This window comes from Oscillatoria salina IIICB1, assembly GCF_020144665.1.
GTDB lineage: Bacteria > Cyanobacteriota > Cyanobacteriia > Cyanobacteriales > SIO1D9 > IIICB1.
In genome coordinates this window covers 34,559-51,926 of sequence record NZ_JAAHBQ010000038.1, presented here as the reverse complement: position 1 = coordinate 51,926, position 17,368 = coordinate 34,559, and the positions used below count along the sequence as shown (strand labels likewise).

Below are 17,368 nucleotides of genomic sequence, written 5' to 3'. Positions count from 1 at the left end.
AATTTTTCCCTTAATTAACTTTTAGATCATCTCCTGAAGTGAAACGGTATTATGTTCAAACTAATAAAGACATCTTCTTGGAGTCGTCTACTCAGACGGCTGCTAATCTACGGACTGCTAATGGTGTTTGTGCTAACGGCGGGAATAATTGGGTGCGGTTACTTGTACTTGCGTCGCTCTCTGCCCCCAGTTTCAGGAACTCTAACCGTCGCTGGCATTCAAGCTCCGGTGACAGTCTACCGTGACACTTCGGGAGTTCCCCACATCGTTGCCGACAACCGCCACGATCTCTATTTTGCTCAAGGATACATCACAGCCACAGATCGCCTCTTTCAGATGGATCTCAGCCGTAGAGCGGCATCAGGTCAGTTGAGCGAAATTTTTGGTTCTGAAACCATTGAAACCGATCGCTTCTTCCGCGACTTGATGTTACGGCGGGCATCAGAAGAATCATTAGCTGCTTATCCCCAGGATATTGTGGAGATCTTGGAAGCTTACACTGAAGGGGTAAATGCCTGGATCGAGCAAGCTAAGCGCGAACTACGACTGCCCCCAGAATTCACGCTGTTGAGATATGAGCCAGAGCCTTGGTCGATTATCGACTCGATCTGCATTCCTAAGCTCATGGCGTACAACTTAGGAACCAACTGGTCAGATGAAGTTTGGCGCTACCAGGTAACTCAACGCATTGGGGCTGAGCAAGCCTCAGAACTACTGGCAGAATATCCAGCAGATGCCCCGACAATCATGCGCTATGTCAGCCAATATCATCCTCCATTAGAAGAGCTGCTGGCTACTGCTCCACTACCTAATCTCAATTTGGGTAGCAATAATTGGGTGTTGGCTGGGGAGCACACTGCCACTGGCTTACCTTTGCTAGCGAACGATCCTCATCTTTACATCCAGACTCCAGCGATTTGGTATCAAAGCCATTTAGTTTTGCCAGGTGAAGAATTGAATGTGATGGGAGTCACATTTGCAGGTATGCCTGGGATTGTTGTGGGACGCAACCAGGAGATTGCTTGGGGCTTAACCAACCTCGAGCCAGATGTTCAGGATTTGTACATTGAAAGACCCAATCCCGACAACCCGAAGGAATTTCTCTATCAAGGTAGTTATGAACCCGCGCAGGTTTTGGTAGAGCCGATCTACGTCAAAGGCAGGTCAGAGCCTATCCTTCATGAAGTCCTGGTGACGCGGCATGGTCCGATTATTACTCCCCTGTCTACAGAGGTTAAGGAACCACTGGATGTCATGCTAGCGCTAAAGTGGACTGGGCATAAGCCAACCACTGAGATTCCTGCCATACTCGGCTGGAACTATGCCCGCAATTGGCAAGAGTTTCGCTCTAGCCTGCGCCTGTTCCAAGCTCCCGCCCAGAACTTTGTTTTTGCTAGCGTTGACGGCACGATCGCTTACCGGGGGAATGGTGAAATTCCCATTCGTCGTCAAGGAAATGGCACGCTACCCGTGCCAGGATGGACTGATGAGTACGAATGGGAGGGTTTCATTCCCTTTGATGAGCTTCCAGAAGTAGTTAATCCCCAAGCTGGGTTTATTGCTACTGCAAATAACAAGGTTATAGATGATGGGTATCCGTACTTCATTACTTCTGTCTGGGCTCCTCCCTACCGACAGCAGCGCATTGTCTCGCAACTAGAGACTGCGGAAAATTGGCGTGTCGAAGATATGCAGGCTCTCCAAAATGACTTTACAGACTTACAGGCTGCGAATTTGCTCCCCATTTTGCTGTCGTCTTTGGAATCAGCAGCCACGCCTGTTCAGCAGCAGGCGATCGAGATTCTGTCCAATTGGGACTTTGTGGCTCGCGCTGACAGTGCAGCTACTGCAATTTGGCAAACCTGGTATCGGGAGTTTCAGAAGGAGCTATTAGTTCCGGTTATTGGTACGAACCTGTGGGAGAGAATGTTTCTTACTGCTGAGGGGATTACAGATCGCCTTATTCTTCAAGCCAGTCGCGGACAAGTTGCCTCCATATTTCCTGCTGATGGTCTGACTGGAGTGGCTGAGCGTAGTTTTGATACTACGTTAGAACATCTGCAAAAGCGACTCGGTTCAGCGATCGCTGATTGGAAATGGGGAGAGTTGCATACTGTTACTTTTACTCATCCTTTAGGGGTTGTGAAACCTTTAGATCTTTTGTTCAATACTAGTTCCTTCGCTATCGGTGGTGGCTCTTCTAGCATCAACAAACAATCAAGCGATCGAACTAAACCGGACTTCCCCGTCATCATTGCTGCTACTTGGCGATTTGTTGCTGACTTGTCTACCCCCGATCGTAGCTGGGCAATTTTGAGTCCAGGTCAAGCAGGTCATCCTTTGAGTCCCTATTATCGCGATCGCGTTCAAACTTGGCTTCAGGGAAATTACCTGGAGCAAACTTTAGATCTTACCAACTTGTCTAATTCTTTACGGTTAGACTTGCTCCCAACTAAACCATATTCTTGATTTCCTAAGTCTCGGAAACGAGGGAACAACCTGGAGTCTAAATATTCACAAAAATCCTTAGCGCTATCTTTGCAATTTTGCATGGCAGTTGTGTATAGCGGATGATAACTCCTGACTTTCACGCTTTCTTTAAGACCCGAAAATGAACGCAAGACAGAGAAAACAACTAACCAATTATGAATAAACATAGTCTTACGAAAAAAATTTGCTTTTATAACGAGAGAAACATCGATCATTTACCCCAAATTAAATCGATGTTTTCAGAGACCGAAATAAGGGCAATGAAAACAGTTGCTCAAGTTCTTCCCTTCAGAACTAATAACTATGTGGTAGAGGAACTGATTGATTGGGACGCTGTTCCTGACGATCCTATTTTTCGCTTAACCTTCCCACATCAGGATATGCTGTATCCTGAAGACTTTAACCAAATGGTTAAACTGCTTGAGCAGGGTGCGCCGAAAGAAGCAATCCGAGAAACTGCTAACGAAATTCGTCGTCGTCTCAATCCTCACCCATCGGGACAGAAAGAGTATAATGTCCCGATGCTTGACTCAAAACCTGTAGCAGGCTTGCAACATAAGTACGCGGAAACTGTTTTGATTTTCCCTACGGCTGCTCAAACCTGTCATGCCTACTGCACTTTCTGTTTTCGCTGGCCACAGTTTGTTGGTGTGGATGACTGGAAGTTTGCTACTCGTGAGTCAGGTCGCTTCCAAGAATATATACAGCAACATCAAGAGATCGCAGATATTCTCCTTACTGGTGGCGATCCGATGACGATGAAGGCTTGGCAGCTTGCTCTATATATTGAGCCATTACTCGGTCCGGGATTTGAGCATATTCAGACGATTCGTATTGGCACTAAATCGCTAGGTTACTGGCCTTATCGATTTGTTACAGACCCGGATGCCGATGAAGTTCTGCTTCTATTTGAGAAGGTAGTCAAGGCGGGAAAACATTTGGCTGTTATGGGTCATTATAGCCACTGGCGGGAACTCGAAACTCCGATCGCACAAGAGGCTATACGGCGTATTCGTGGTACAGGGGCGCAAATCCGAACTCAAAGTCCTTTAGTACGTCATATTAATGATGCGAAAGAAGTTTGGATCAGAATGTGGAAAACACAAGTTCGCCTAGGCTGTATTCCCTACTATATGTTTGTGGAGCGACAAACAGGAGCGAAAACATATTTTGAGATTCCACTAGTTCTGGCTTGGGAAATATTTCAGGGGGCTCTTCAGAAAGTGTCTGGACTTAGCAGAACTGTTCGAGGACCGGTGATGTCGGCTTTGCCTGGAAAAGTAGTTATTGACGGTATAGCTGAGATTTATAATCAAAAGGTATTTGTGCTTTCGTTTTTGCAGGCTCGTAATAGTGATTGGTGTAAGCGACCCTTTTTTGCTAAATATGACCATAAGTCAACCTGGTTAACAGAGTTAATGCCAGCTTTTGAGGAGAAAAAGTTTTTTTATCGGGACTTAGACAGCATAGAGGAAGAAAAAAATTATCAGACACTATCAGCAAAGCTTTTACGTCAACGGAACTTTCAGGAAACAAACAAATCCTACCGCGATGCTTCCTTGTTTTGAGAGATGATGTAAACTTCAAAATTTACGTCATTAATCCTATCTAACTTTTGGTAATCTTTGTACTTCATATTGACGCGCGCAACATGGGTTGAAATTTAGCCAAGGTGATTTTTATCTGTGGTTCTAAATTTCCCTAAGTCTTCAAGCAAAGTATACAGGACTGGAACAACAATTAAACTCAGTAAGGTAGAAGTAACTAAACCACCAATAATTGCTACCGCCATTGGCTGACGTAATTCTGCTCCTGCACCTATGCCTACTGCTAGGGGAAGCATTCCTAAAATTGTTGAGGCGGTAGTCATTAAAATTGGTCGCAAACGTACGGTTCCAGTTTTGAGAATTGCTTCGGTACGATTTAAGCCTTGTTGTCTTAATTGATTGGCATAATCCATCAGTAAAAGTGCGTTTTTGTCAAGTAAACCGATGAGAAAAATTAAGCCAATTAAAGAAATCATGCCAAAGTCGCTTTGAGTTAGCAAAAGTGCTAACATTGCACCAACAATTGAGAGGGGAAGTGATAAAGCAACGACAATTGGTTCTAGTAATCTGCCGAAGAGTAATAGCAGTAAACCAAGCATACAAATTACTGCTAAAGTTATTGTACCTGTAAAGTTTTTCAGGACATGATTGCTGAGACCCGAGTCGCCTTTGAGGTCTAAAATGACATTAGCAGGTAAAATTGGTTTGGATCTCGCTACTACCTCATCTGTGGCTTTTCCTAATGCTAGGTTTTCGTTGAGGTTTGCTGTTAAGTAAGCAACTGGTTGGTTATTCAGCCGTTCGATTCCTTGGTTATCATCTTCGCCCGAAGCGGTTATATCTGCAAATCCGGGGATTTCTTCCAGTTTGGTTTTAACTTCTTGGGCGATTTCTTGCAATTGTTGGTGATTATTTCCCAGAAAAGCTACTTGTAAAGGTTTGGTACTTTCAAGTTCGATAAATTGGATATCTTCAATGCTGGTAGTAACGTTTTTGAGTTGAGGTAAACTGGTGCGAAGTTGGGCTTGAATTTCGGTAGTTGAGTTAGTGCGATCGCGTTTTAATTTTACATACAATCTACCTCGATTCGGTTCGCCACGAACACCGACAACTGTATAAACTGATTCTACTTCTGCTAAGTTTAGGACTATTTCTTCGAGTTGTTCGCCTACTTTTCGGGTGCGAGTTAATAAGACTTTGGTTGGCGATTTGGCGATATCTACTAACCAGTCAAATGCACCTTCACCAAATAATGAATCTCCTGTGTCTTGATTTGTAAATTCGGTTTCTTCGTTGACAACTGAGTTAGATTGAAGATTGATATTTTCTTCCTCTTTACTAACATTTTCATTCGCACCTCCTGATAATTGAGGTAAAGCAGTGGTATAAACAATATTGAATTCACCGCGATCGAGTTTCGGGATAAATCCTTTGGGAATTAAAGGAATTAAAGCTACTCCCGCGATCAAACTGCAAACCGCGATCGCCACGACAATTTGACGATGATTCAGCGACCATTGTAGTAAGTTCTGATAATTTCGTTCAAAATAATTAAACTTGTCTTTTGATTCCCGATTCCCAGTCCCCAATTCCCGATCGCCAGTCCCTTTCAGCCAGTAAACTGCTAATACGGGGGATAAAGTTCGCGCAACTGATAAAGAAAACAAAACTGCGGCGGAAACTGTTAAACCAAAAGGCTTAAAAAATTGTCCGATTGTTCCCCCCATCAAAGCTACCGGGAGAAATACGGCGACAATTGTTAGTGTCGAAGCAGAAACAGTTAAACCAATTTCCTTAGTAGCAGAAATTGCTGCTTGTTTTGGCGTTTCTCCCGCTTCAATGTGACGCATAATATTTTCCACATCAACGATCGCGTCATCGACGATAATCCCAATTACTAAGGCTAATGCCAACAGTGTAATTGTTTCGAGATTAAATCCGGCGATCGCCATGACAATAAAAGTTCCTAGCAAAGAAACAGGTATTGCTAAAGCTGTAATTAGCGTCGCTTGCCAATTTCGCAAAAAGACGAAAATCACTACAACAGCGAGAACTATTGCTAAAATTAAAGCATCAATCGTTGCTTGAGTTGCTTCGCGAATATAATCTGCTTGGGTAGCGGCTAAAGTTAATTCTACTTCTGGTAATTCTGCTTGTAAATTGGCGACTATCTCTTCAACTCGATTCACTACTTCCAAAGTATTAGCTTCACTTTCTTTAATCACTTGGAAAGCTAGAGCATTTTCGCCATTAAAACGAACCAAAGTAGCTGGAGATTCCAATTCCGTAGTTTCCGAGTGGGTACCATTTCCCAACAAATCGATTCGTAAGACACCAGGTAAATTAGTAATTTCAGGAATAATGGCGGTTTCGGTAATTTCCGTTAACTGATTCAAATCAAAACTAGTAGACGCGATCGCATAACTAACTGCGGCTGATTGGTTCAAGTTAACCGGAATTACTTCAAAACTGGCTGTGGCTGGTAACTCTACGTTTTCTAAAGCCGTTTTTACTTGCTTAACCGACGACTCGATATTCGTCCCCACTGTAAAAGATACATTAACAACTGCTCTACCGGGATAAGTTGACGAGCGAATATCGTCTAACCTTGACAAAGACTGAAGTTGTTTTTCAATCGGGATAGTAAGCTGATTCTCAGTTTCCCCAGCCGTCGAAAAATCCGCAGTCGCATTTACCACAACTACCGGAAAAGTAATATCTGGAAATAAAGCATACTTCAGCGAACTAAAAGCCAAAAGCCCAGCCATAGTTATAGCCAGCCAAAAGCAGATAGTCAACCAAGAATATTTAATTGCTAACCGGGAGATATTTAAGCGATCGCGTAACATAGGGGATTGGGGATTGGGGATTAGGGAGTTTTCAGTTTTCAGTTATCAGTTATCAGTTATCAATTATCAGTAGGGACTGAGGACTGGGAAATTGGGGAGAATTGGAAGATAAACTGTTCACTGCTAACTGTTCACTGCTAACTGTTCACTGTTCACTGAACCCAGTCCCCAAAAACCTAGTTAATCAACTCTTCCGCACAAGATAAACCAATTTCTGTGACTGCTTGCGGAATTGCACCACCACGCGCTTGCTGCATGATCTCGCTAAACTGTTCGAGAGTATAACGGTTTTGGAACTCTCTTAGGGTACAATTACATAAAATTTGTGCCTGTCGTTCGGTTAAGCCAGAGTCAACAGAATTGGCTAAACAAGTTCTGGTGTAATTATTGACTAATTCTTGGGGATAGCGGTTGCGAGTATTTTGTTGTGGTGTTTGTGCATTAGCTACGGGTAAACTCGCAGCCGATAAGATCGGTAAACAAGTGGCGATCGCGAGTAATTTAAGAGTTGTGGTTTTCATGTGGTATCCTTTGCGGGTATGAGTTTGAATTTTAACGACGAACAGAGTTTGCCTTTAGCCCTAGATGCGATTTTAGTTCCTCAAGGAGCAGAATGGCAGGCTGTCAGTCGCGGACTAAGCCAAATTAACTCTAGCAAACCTGTGGTGTTACCGATTCCTATTGGTTTTCAGGCTGTCAGTAGAGAGTTAAAAAAATGGCAGCAACCACCGCAGAAAGTCTTACTGATGGGTTTGTGTGGGAGTTTATCGTCTCGCTATCGAGTTGGCGATGTTGTCGTTTATAAAAGCTGTATTCAAGCAAGCAACGGTGAAGAAATTTTGTGCGATCGCGTTCTCTCTAACCAAGTTTACCGATCTTTGGCATCTCGCGCTGCGCTGGTAACTGGATTGAGTACGGAAATCCCGATTTGTACTGCGAAGGAAAAACTACGTTTGGGAAACCTCTATCAAGCTGATGTGGTTGATATGGAAGGATTTGCCGTTTTATCAGCTTGGAAAAGTAAACAAGTAGCAACTGCAATTATTCGAGTAGTTAGCGATGATACGCTTTATGATTTACCTAACCTGACTTCAGCGATTACTGAGTCAGGTAAATTACGCGCTTTTCCTTTAGCAACAAGCTTTCTCCGACAACCTTTAGCCGCAGCCCGTTTAATTCGCGGTTCCCTCCGAGGTTTAAAAATTTTACAGCAAGTGGCGGTTAATCAAATTGAGTTAAATTCATGCTGTTAAACCTGTGTTGTTCGCGATTATTATTGGTTTTCAGTCTCTACAAGTTGATGATGTGTAGCTTGCATTTATTTACCTGTGGCTAAAATTTTTAAACCTTCTCGATCTAGTAAATAAATCATACAGCGATCGCGTCTTTACTCTCGGTCCTGTGGATTATCCGGGATTAACCCATCTCGATAACGATGATTTTAGCGCGATCGTTGACCTAGCTTTAGCAATGCCTGGATTTACTGAAACTGGCGACTGTCGCACTGTCATGACAGGATTTGCGCGTAATGCTGTTCTCAGTGTAGCTGATGAAGTGATTAATGCAGTTAAACAAGGTAATATTCGTCATTTCTTCCTCGTTGGTGGTTGCGATGGTGCGAAATCTGTACGCAATTATTACAGCGATTTTGTCGAAAAAGTACCCAAAGATTGCGTAGTTTTAACTCTTGCTTGTGGCAAATTCCGCTTTTTTGATAAGCAGTTAGGAGACATTGGCGGTATACCTCGCTTAATGGATGTGGGACAATGTAATGATGCTTATTCTGCTATTCAAATTGCCCTCGCTTTAGCTAATGCTTTTGATGTTGATGTCAATCAATTACCCCTCTCGATGATTCTCTCTTGGTACGAACAAAAAGCAGTCGCAATTTTGCTAACACTTCTCTATCTAGGAATTCAAAATATCCGTTTGGGTCCCACTTTACCAGCTTTTATTTCACCCAATGTCTTTAAGTTACTCTCAGAACAATATCACCTGCAAGCAATTACTACCCCCGATGAAGATTTAGCAGCTTGTCTTGCTTAATTTACTTAGCCGCATTTACAGTTACCAGTCACTAGTTTTTCTTCAATTTAAAAAGCTAAAATATAGCTCTATGTAGAGACGTAGCATTGCTACGTCTTGATTTCCATGTTTTTCAATTATGTGTAATCATCAAGATTTCCCTTAACAGATCGTCTAGCCCAAACAACTACCTAAAGATAGATAAACTCAAATCACTTATCGTCTAGTTGTAGGCGATCGCGATTTAGAAATATAATTAATCTAAGTAATTTTAAGCGCAATAGACAATTATGCCATTAAATCAAACAAGAAAACTACACAAAACTGGTAAAATAAAAATCAAGCAGTGGCTGTGTTTCAGTATTAGTTTAATTTTCGCGATCGCTAGTTTCATCATCGCCAAACCTAGTATAGCTTATGCCGCATCTGCGGAAGAATTGTTTCGCACAGCCTACGAAAATCGCTACACTTGGGATAAAAAATTTCCGGGATTTTCTGGGGAAGTATCTATTAATCACGAGGGAATATTAGACCAAGGAATTGTTCGCATTTCGCCAGATTTAGAAGTAGAAGTAATCAATATCGATAACGAAAATTTACGCGAATTAATTACCAATCAAATCCGCATGGAAATAATTCATCGCCGCCGGATTCCCTTCGCAAAAGCCCACGAAAATGATACCTTCCAACTAGCAGAAACCGAACCATCCGGAGCAGCTACAATTGTCGAAATAGGAGACAAAATGAATTCCTATTATCAAGTAAAAGATAATATTATTACCCAAGTTAATCGCAAACTTGGCGACATTGCTGTCACCGTAGATACCCTTGGTACAGCTAAAAATCCCGAAGGTTATTTAGTTACTCATTTTCAAACAATTTTCCGCGATGCTAACACCGGAGAAATATTAGAAAGAGAAGATGTGCGCGATTTTCACGAAAAAATAGGTCGTTATTACCTCTTAACTAATCGTACAATTCGCTACGCCGAAAAAGACAACCCGGAAGCAAAACCAACAGCCGATACCTCAATTAGAATTAATGACATTCAACCATTAAATTAGCTTGGGGACTTTAGTCCCCCAATCAAGTATAATCGCCAACAATTACTATCCGAAAAAATCGCGACAAACCGCCCCAAATAACAACCATTAAATTAGCTTGGGGACTTTAGTCCCCAAATCAAGTCTAATATTCAACAATTACTATCCGAAAAAATCGCGACAAACCGCCCCAAATAACAACCATCAAATTAGCTTGGGGACTTTAGTCCCCAAATCAAGCCTAATATTCAACAATTACTATCCGAAAAAATCGCGACAAACCACCCCAAATAACAACCATCAAATTAGCTTGGGGACTTTAGTCCCCCAAATCAAGCCTAATATTCAACAATTACTATCCGAAAAAATCGCGCCAAACCACCAAAAATAACAACCATTAAATTAGCTTGTAGTGGGGACTTTAGTCCCCCAAATCAAGTATAATCGCCAACAATTACTATCCGAAAAAATCGCGACAAACCACCCCAAATAACAACCATTAAATTAGCTTGGGGACTTTAGTCCCCCAAATCAAGTATAATCGCCAACAATTACTATCCGAAAAAATCGCGACAAACCACCAAAAATGAAAGAGAGAGTTGATAACTTGCTAGAGGCATTTTATATAAATTTACAAGTAATATCGGTAAGATTTGATTGCCTGAAAATAGATACTAAGATCTAATAAAGTTTACTATTTAAGATATTTTGTAAAAATCTATTAGTTGTTGTCAAAAATTTCCCAACATAACAAACGATAAATTGTGCTAACTCTAGACAGTAATTGCCAATCCAAACGACAATCTTTAGAAATAGTAAATAACTTATCCAAATTAATTCGCTTTCTGAGGGAAGAATAGTTAAACCTTCATACAATTACCAAACGCGATCGGGGACGTATAAATAAGAAACCATCACCCAAACAACTGAGTAAAACTATCTCAGGGAAATACTTTCAGAAAAAATTTGTAAGAGTAGCATTCCTAAAATTTTCTCTGGAGATACTTCTCAACCAAGCAATAATTTCACTAACAGATAAATTTTGCTCTAGCTTATTTACTATTTCTGAGGACAAATCTTGATAAATAGTAATCCTATTAATTTTAATTTTACCCTTTTTAGTTTCAGTAAACCAAAAATCATGGCTAACCATTTTTTATTTTATCTTTGCTAGTGAGTAGGAGTACAAAACTTTGCACTCCTAAGAATATTTTAAGCTTTATCGGTTCAATTGTCTCACCGAATCATCTACTTTTTGTTCGTAGAGGTTCCAGAAAGCTCCTCCTAGTGATGAGTATTTCACATTTTGAATGCGATCGCGCACTGCTTCAAAAGAAAGTGCATTAACTAAATAAAAGAATGGCAGTTGTTCGGCGACAATTTGCTGAAATTCTCCATAAATTTCTTTGCGCTTGCTTTCGTCTAATTCGCGCACACCTTCCTGGAATAAACGATCGATTTCTAACTCCCAATCGGATGCTTCCCAGCCTGTAATTCCTTGTTCTCCTGGTTGTGGGGCTTGATTAAATTGATGGAGAGAACCGCGACTATACCAGATATTATAACCGCTATGAGGTTCGACACCGCCGCCACCAAATGCACCAACATAAGCTTCCCAATTGCGACTTTGAAGCCTTTGAATGACGGTGTTAAAATTAACAACTTGCAAGTCAGCGCGGATGCCAATTTTTTTCAAGTCTTGTTGAATTTGAACTGCTGTATCTACTCGTGATTTTTCCTCAGATTTAACTAACAAAGTCAATCTAACTCGATTACCTTCGGCATCGTATAACTCGTCTCGATAGTCATACTTAAAGCCAGCATTCACCAGTAATTCTTTTGCCTTTTCAGGATTATAGTTATAAACCTTTAATCCTTCTGCTTCGGAAAGATAAAAAGGACTTTTCAGGTTAACTGGCGAATTTTGAAAGGTTCCTAAACCGCGATAAATGTAGTCAATCATGCGCTGGCGATCGATCGCATAAGCTACTGCTTGGCGAAAAGCTAATGTATTGAACCATTGAGATTTAATTGGGTCTACAAATGGTTCTCCATTAGCATCTAGAGCTTTATTTAGGTTGAAACTGATAAATCTGGTTGTTGATTCTGGTCCGCCGTTGTAAATGCTATATTTGCCTCGATCTTCTTCTCGCTTTAGCAAGCGAAATTGCTCGGCTTTAACGTCTAAACTATCTAATTCTCCTGAGCGAAAAGCGATTAATTGGTTGTCGTCAGATTCGATAATTTGTAAAACAATTCGCTCGATATATGGTTGTTGATTTCCTTGTTCATCTTGGCGCCAGTAGTAGGGATTACGCTCAAAAACTACGCGCTGGGAGGGAACATATTCAATCATTCTGTAAGGTCCTGCACCGACAATTTTAGTTGGATCTGTGTCGGTTCCCCAAGTGGAAAGAAACTTTAAATCTCCGTCTTTTTCAGTGGTTTGCACTGCTTCTTCTAGGGCGTGTTTAGGTAAAATTGAGATTCCGCCTGCGTATCTTAAAAAAGGTGCAAAAGGTTCGGGGACGGTAAATTGTACTTGCCTGTCGTCGATTTTTTTCACTGTAGGAAATTTACCTTCGCTACCAATACGCAGAATGTCTTTAATTCCCGTTGGGACTTTTTCGTTGAGGTAAACATCGTTGTAGGAAAAGACGATATCATCAGCAGTTAAAGGTTCGCCATCGGACCATTTTAAGTTTTCCCGTAGGGTAAAAGTAATGCTGAGATTGTCGTCGGAAATTTCCCAAGATTCGGCTAATCCGGGTTCTAATTCGGCAGTAAGTCCGTTTTGGGTGATTAAGCCTTCGTTGATAAAGCCAAAGATGCTGTAAGCGGAGGTGTTTAAGGGTGCGTTAAAGGTGGCAGGATCGCTGGGGCTAACGAATACTAATTGCGAGACTTGTGCGGCTTCGGTTCTAAATTCTTGGAGGCTACAGCCTGTGACTAGGAAGAAGCTGAGTAGCCCTAGGGCGATTAGTTGATGTAACCGCGTGCCACAATGTCGGCGTAGCGATCGCCAAAAATTTGCAAATATCTCGATCATGGTTCGGGATTTTATTCGGTTCACTTTTCTCATGCTACAAATTACTGCGCCTATTGTGGGGATTGACCGAAAAATTACAAATTGGCTTTTGGCAGTTTTCATGTTACATTAATAATACAGAAAAGTTTTAGGAGGGCTGATGCACCGAAAAGAAATCGAGCCGAGAATGATTTTACTCGCTTTGGTAGGCAGTCAGGCATACGGTACGGCTACGCCTACTTCTGACCGCGATTACAAAGGAATATTTATCGCACCGAAAGAGTATTATTTGGGTTTTAAAACTATCGAACAAAAAGATGCTGGTTGGCAGAGTGAAGCGGGAAGTGGTCTGTTTCCTTTTTTAGATAAGGTTCAAGATTGTGTTGCTTATGAGTTAAGAAAGTTTCTAACTCTAATCGGTAATAATAATCCGAATATTTTAGAAATTTTGTGGTTAGATCCAGAGTTTTATTTATATCTTACCCCCCTTGGCGAAAGGTTAATTGACTATCGCGAAGATTTCTTATCGCAGAAAGTCAGAGGTTCGTTTGCTGGTTATGCTTACGCGCAAATTAAAAAGGTAGAAAGTCACCGGAAGTGGTTACTTAATCCGCCGGAATGTAAGCCAGTGCCGCAAGATTTTGGTTTGAATGAAGATGATTATAAACCCTTGACAAAAAGCGAGATGAATGCTTTTCTAGAGTTTCTTTATATGTTGGTCAGGGATTGCATTGAATATTTGGATGCTGCGGAAGAATTGCGGATCTTGTTACTGGAAAAAATTGATTATAAAGGTTTACTGAAACAACATAATTTACCAGAAGAAGTATTGCCAAAAGTACAAGAATATACGCGCTCGACTGACGATTTTATTCGTTTGTTGCACGTTTCCCAAGCCTATCGGCGATCGCTGCGGGAGTGGGAGGCTTATTGTCAGTGGCGGAAGCGTAGACATCCCGAACGGCAAGAGTTAGAACGAAAGTGTGGCTACGATGCCAAACATATGTCCCATTGCATTCGCTTGCTTAAAATGGGGATCGAAGTTTTGAGAGATGGGGTAATTAATGTTAATCGGAAAAAAGTCGGCGATGCTGATTATTTGCTGACAATTAGACAAGGTGATGTTGCTTACCAGGAAGTTAAAGAATTGGCTGATAATTTGTTTAATGAATTACAAGAAGTGTCAACGGATTTGCCAAGTTACGTCAATAGAGAAAAGCTTAATGAGGTTTGCGTTGAGTTGGTAGAAATGGCTGGCTGGTAATTTCCAGTAATTAAAGGAAAAATGAGGCTCAGGTCAATAATACCATTCGTTGCCGATCTAATTCGTAGATTTAAGTCGGCGATCGCATTCGTCAAACTTTTTGCCATTTCTGACTTATCCCCAAACTCTGGTAGTGGGACTAAAGAAATATCTTTAATTTTAACTTTAAATAGCCCCTCCTACTGCTCGCAAGTAAACTACTTGTCATCGGGCAGAAGAAAGTCATAGAGAATTTCGTCTGGTTCGTCTTCTATTTCATCATCCCAGTTAGGATCGGGAAAATTTATTGACTCTGGCTGCACTTTTTTTTCGCTCTCACTTAGAGAAAGTAATTGAGTTTTTTGGCTTAAAATTAGCTGACTATAGCTTTTATTTAGTTGGCTTACTTGGTTGCTCAAACGGTTAAATTTATTTTCTAAATTTTTTAACTGCTCTTTGGTAGCGTAGGGTTGAGTTTTACTTTCCAGAAGGAAAAAATGCAGCAAAATCTCGATGGCTGCTTGGCTGGGAGAGTCAAGATTTTGTTGTTTTTGATAAGTATTCAAAGCTTGATAAAGTGAGTCAGGCAGAGAAATATTGATTTGTTTTTCAGCCACGATCGCTCCTAATTTTAACTAAATATAAATTTACACATTTTCCACAGCGTGTTGTTTAAGTTTGCCTAAAGAAACGTATTCTAAAGCTGAGGCATGAGTTGCCGCTAAAACTACTGGTGGCGCAACACCAGCTTCGAGGGCTTCTTGCCAACGCGAGGCACATAAACACCAGCGATCGCCTGGTTTTAATCCAGGAAAATTATACATTGGCATGGGTGTACTTAAGTCGTTTCCTCTATTTTTTGTAAAGGTGAGAAATTCTTCGGTGACTTGAGCGCAAACTATATGAGCGCCCATGTCACCTGCTCCGGTGTTGCATTTCCCATCTCGATAAAATCCAGTCATCGGAGAAGTGCAACAAGTTTCTAATTTTCCGCCTAAAACGTTGGTTGCTTCGGTCATTTTTTTTCTCTTGATTACAGGGACAAATTTGCTAATAAATTATCACATTGACTAGAAATTTTTGCTGATTTGCTTTATAATTTTTAGAGAGAAGATATAGTAATAATATCACGGGAGAAGCAGTAAAATCAAGTCCTCTTGACAGCGATTAGTTGTTAGCCGTTAACAATTAGCTAAAAAATGAAAGCTGAAAAGAAATTTTCCAATTTTGAGGTGAGGGCATCCTCCCTAAGTAATATTGGGCACAATTAAGACTGCGGAACAAGGATAGTTAATGATAAAGTCAGAGATTGCAAGATAGTTCGGGAAATAGCAGCTTGAAAACACGCTCTAATTACTGGCAACTGATACCATTTATTCGTCCGCAAAGCAAGACGATCGCGCAAGCCTTGACTTGCACTTTAGCCTTTACTGTCTTTTGGCCCATTTTAGCGTGGTTAGTGGGGCGAGTAGGGGAATATATCGCTGAGGGAGACGTAAAAGCGATCGCGCAAATTGCAGTTGTCGCGGCGATCGTTTTTTTCGTTCGCGGTACGGTACAGTACGGACAAGATGCGCTCATGGCGAAAGCTGCTTTACATATCGCCCTCAATTTACGCACAGTGGTTTACACTCATCTACAAAGGCTAAGTCTCGACTATTTTGAAACAGCAAAAACCGGCGATCTTTCCTACCGTTTAACAGAAGATATCGATCGCATTGGCGAAGTCGTCAATAAACTATTTCACGATTTTATCCCCTGCATTTTGCAGTTAATTGTTGTCTTGGGATATATGTTTTATCTCAACTGGCAATTAACCGTAGCCGTGTTAATTATTGTCCCCTTAATGGCAATCCTAATCGGCATTTTCGGGGAACAGTTATTAAAATTTTCGCGCCGCGCTTCCAACCGAATCTCAAATTTATCATCCTTATTAACCGAAGTCTTGAGCGGAATTCGCTTAGTTCAAGCTTTCGCCGCAGAAGAGTATGAAATTCAGCGTTTTATCCAGGAAGCCGAACAAAATCGACGGGCAAAATATTTAGCAGAAAACTTGAAAGCAATTCAATTTGTCGTTGTCGGTTTCTTAGAAGCAATGAGTGTAATTTTAGTTTGTTTTCTTGGTGCTTGGCAAATTTCCCAAGGAAATCTTACAGGTAGCGAATTTCTCAGTTATGTTGCCGGGATAGCTTTATTAATCGATCCAATTTCTCATATTACCAGTAATTACAACGAATTCAAACAAGGAGAAGCATCCGTAGACCGAATTTTTGAACTTTTAAGATTGCAACCAAGTGTAATCGAAAAAACCGAAGCAAAATTGCTTCCGGCTGTTACGGGAAGAGTAGAATATCGTCAGGTAAATTTCGCTTATCAAAAAAATCTAGACCGAGAGACAAATTTAGTCTTAAATAAGATTAGTTTACTCGCTCAACCAGGAGAAACGATCGCCTTAGTTGGTGCATCGGGTGCAGGGAAAACCACCTTAGTTAATTTATTACCTCGCTTTTACGATACTCAAGGAGGAGAAATCCTCATCGACGGCATAGGAATAAGCGAAGTTACGTTGTCAAGTTTGCGTCGTCAAATTGGGATTGTTCCCCAACAAACTGTCTTATTTTCGGGTACGATCGCCGAAAATATTGCCTTCGGTCATAATAACTATAACCTCAAAGATATCGAATCAGCAGCTAAAATTGCTAACGCGCATCAATTTATCAGCCAATTTCCTCAAGGTTACTACACCTACGTGGGCGAAAGAGGAGTAAACTTATCAGGAGGACAACAACAACGAATTGCGATCGCGCGGGCTGTTTTTAATAATCCGAGAATTTTGATTCTTGATGAAGCTACCTCAGCTTTAGACTCAGAATCAGAAGCATTAGTACAACAAGCTTTAGAAAGAATTATGCGCGATCGCACTGTATTTATTATCGCCCATCGCCTCGCTACAGTTCGCCATGCCGATCGCATTCTCGTATTAGAAAAAGGTCAAATTGTGGAATCTGGAACCCACGAAGAATTATTAGCACAAAATGGTCGTTATGCCAAGTTTTATGCCCGACAATTTGATGCTTAAAAGTTATCGGGGAAATTATAGTTTTGCTGAGGGTGATGAAAAACGAGACGCGATCGCTACGCCG

General features: G+C 41.2%; 12 protein-coding genes and 1 pseudogene. 7 read left to right on the top strand and 6 right to left on the bottom strand.

Annotated elements, in window-relative coordinates; translation table 11 throughout:
• Positions 1-51 precede the first annotated feature (51 nt).
• Positions 52-2,469 (top strand): penicillin acylase family protein, encoded by a 2,418-nt coding sequence (locus G3T18_RS12905; protein ID WP_224410971.1) that lies wholly within the window; start codon positions 52-54, stop codon positions 2,467-2,469.
• Between the two features lie 281 nt (positions 2,470-2,750).
• Positions 2,751-4,058 carry a KamA family radical SAM protein gene (locus G3T18_RS12900; RefSeq protein WP_224410970.1) on the top strand — a complete coding sequence of 436 codons (1,308 nt, stop codon included), beginning with the start codon at positions 2,751-2,753 and terminating at the stop codon, positions 4,056-4,058.
• 95 nt (positions 4,059-4,153) lie between these two features.
• Here G3T18_RS12900 and G3T18_RS12895 read toward each other — a convergent pair whose 3' ends face one another.
• Both G3T18_RS12895 and G3T18_RS12890 read right to left on the bottom strand, forming a co-directional pair.
• Positions 4,154-6,886, bottom strand: coding sequence for an efflux RND transporter permease subunit (locus G3T18_RS12895; RefSeq protein ID WP_224410969.1), 2,733 nt, complete (start codon positions 6,884-6,886; stop codon positions 4,154-4,156).
• 176 nt (positions 6,887-7,062) lie between these two features.
• Complete coding sequence (locus G3T18_RS12890; protein ID WP_224410968.1) at positions 7,063-7,407, bottom strand: hypothetical protein; 345 nt, start codon at positions 7,405-7,407, stop codon at positions 7,063-7,065.
• An 18-nt stretch (positions 7,408-7,425) separates the two neighbouring features.
• On the opposite strand from G3T18_RS12890, the gene G3T18_RS12885 reads away from it, so the two are divergent.
• The 3 genes and pseudogenes from G3T18_RS12885 (at position 7,426) to G3T18_RS12875 (ending at position 9,975) form a co-directional block, all read left to right on the top strand.
• Positions 7,426-8,139, top strand: a complete 714-nt coding sequence (locus G3T18_RS12885) for a 5'-methylthioadenosine/S-adenosylhomocysteine nucleosidase family protein (protein WP_224410967.1) — start codon at positions 7,426-7,428, stop codon at positions 8,137-8,139.
• A 115-nt stretch (positions 8,140-8,254) separates the two neighbouring features.
• Positions 8,255-8,932 (top strand): annotated as a pseudogene (hcp, locus tag G3T18_RS12880) (hydroxylamine reductase); the annotation flags it as partial.
• Positions 8,933-9,201: 269 nt separating this feature from the next.
• Complete coding sequence (locus tag G3T18_RS12875; RefSeq protein WP_224410966.1) at positions 9,202-9,975, top strand: DUF3386 family protein; 774 nt, start codon at positions 9,202-9,204, stop codon at positions 9,973-9,975.
• Between the two features lie 934 nt (positions 9,976-10,909).
• On the opposite strand, the gene G3T18_RS25895 is transcribed toward G3T18_RS12875, so the two are convergent.
• Both G3T18_RS25895 and G3T18_RS12865 read right to left on the bottom strand, forming a co-directional pair.
• Complete coding sequence (locus tag G3T18_RS25895) at positions 10,910-11,107, bottom strand: Cfr10I/Bse634I family restriction endonuclease (protein ID WP_224410965.1); 198 nt, start codon at positions 11,105-11,107, stop codon at positions 10,910-10,912.
• Between the two features lie 66 nt (positions 11,108-11,173).
• Positions 11,174-13,003, bottom strand: a complete 1,830-nt coding sequence (locus G3T18_RS12865) for an ABC transporter substrate-binding protein (RefSeq protein ID WP_224410964.1) — start codon at positions 13,001-13,003, stop codon at positions 11,174-11,176.
• Positions 13,004-13,142: 139 nt separating this feature from the next.
• Between G3T18_RS12865 and G3T18_RS12860 the strand changes: the two genes are divergently transcribed.
• Entirely contained in the window at positions 13,143-14,246 is a 1,104-nt protein-coding gene (locus G3T18_RS12860) for a nucleotidyltransferase domain-containing protein (protein WP_224410963.1), read from the top strand.
• A gap of 197 nt (positions 14,247-14,443) precedes the next feature.
• Here the strand turns inward: G3T18_RS12860 and G3T18_RS12855 are convergent, their stop codons facing one another.
• Both G3T18_RS12855 and G3T18_RS12850 read right to left on the bottom strand, forming a co-directional pair.
• Complete coding sequence (locus G3T18_RS12855; RefSeq protein WP_224410962.1) at positions 14,444-14,842, bottom strand: hypothetical protein; 399 nt, start codon at positions 14,840-14,842, stop codon at positions 14,444-14,446.
• Between the two features lie 30 nt (positions 14,843-14,872).
• On the bottom strand, positions 14,873-15,244 hold the full coding sequence (locus tag G3T18_RS12850) for a DUF2237 family protein (RefSeq protein ID WP_224410961.1): 372 nt from the start codon (positions 15,242-15,244) through the stop codon (positions 14,873-14,875).
• Positions 15,245-15,561: 317 nt separating this feature from the next.
• Between G3T18_RS12850 and G3T18_RS12845 the strand changes: the two genes are divergently transcribed.
• A complete protein-coding gene (locus G3T18_RS12845) occupies positions 15,562-17,304 on the top strand; it encodes an ABC transporter ATP-binding protein (protein ID WP_224410960.1) in 1,743 nt (580 codons plus the stop codon).
• Positions 17,305-17,368 lie beyond the last annotated feature (64 nt).

What these genes read in the sequence shown, in the direction of transcription:
- G3T18_RS12905 (WP_224410971.1), top strand. Translation starts at nt 52, where the DNA reads ATGTTCAAACTAATAAAGACATCTTCTTGGAGTCGTCTACTCAGACGG.
- G3T18_RS12900 (WP_224410970.1), top strand. Translation starts at nt 2,751, where the DNA reads ATGAAAACAGTTGCTCAAGTTCTTCCCTTCAGAACTAATAACTATGTG.
- G3T18_RS12895 (WP_224410969.1), bottom strand. Translation starts at nt 6,886, where the DNA reads ATGTTACGCGATCGCTTAAATATCTCCCGGTTAGCAATTAAATATTCT.
- G3T18_RS12890 (WP_224410968.1), bottom strand. Translation starts at nt 7,407, where the DNA reads ATGAAAACCACAACTCTTAAATTACTCGCGATCGCCACTTGTTTACCG.
- G3T18_RS12885 (WP_224410967.1), top strand. Translation starts at nt 7,426, where the DNA reads ATGAGTTTGAATTTTAACGACGAACAGAGTTTGCCTTTAGCCCTAGAT.
- G3T18_RS12875 (WP_224410966.1), top strand. Translation starts at nt 9,202, where the DNA reads ATGCCATTAAATCAAACAAGAAAACTACACAAAACTGGTAAAATAAAA.
- G3T18_RS25895 (WP_224410965.1), bottom strand. Translation starts at nt 11,107, where the DNA reads ATGGTTAGCCATGATTTTTGGTTTACTGAAACTAAAAAGGGTAAAATT.
- G3T18_RS12865 (WP_224410964.1), bottom strand. Translation starts at nt 13,003, where the DNA reads ATGATCGAGATATTTGCAAATTTTTGGCGATCGCTACGCCGACATTGT.
- G3T18_RS12860 (WP_224410963.1), top strand. Translation starts at nt 13,143, where the DNA reads ATGCACCGAAAAGAAATCGAGCCGAGAATGATTTTACTCGCTTTGGTA.
- G3T18_RS12850 (WP_224410961.1), bottom strand. Translation starts at nt 15,244, where the DNA reads ATGACCGAAGCAACCAACGTTTTAGGCGGAAAATTAGAAACTTGTTGC.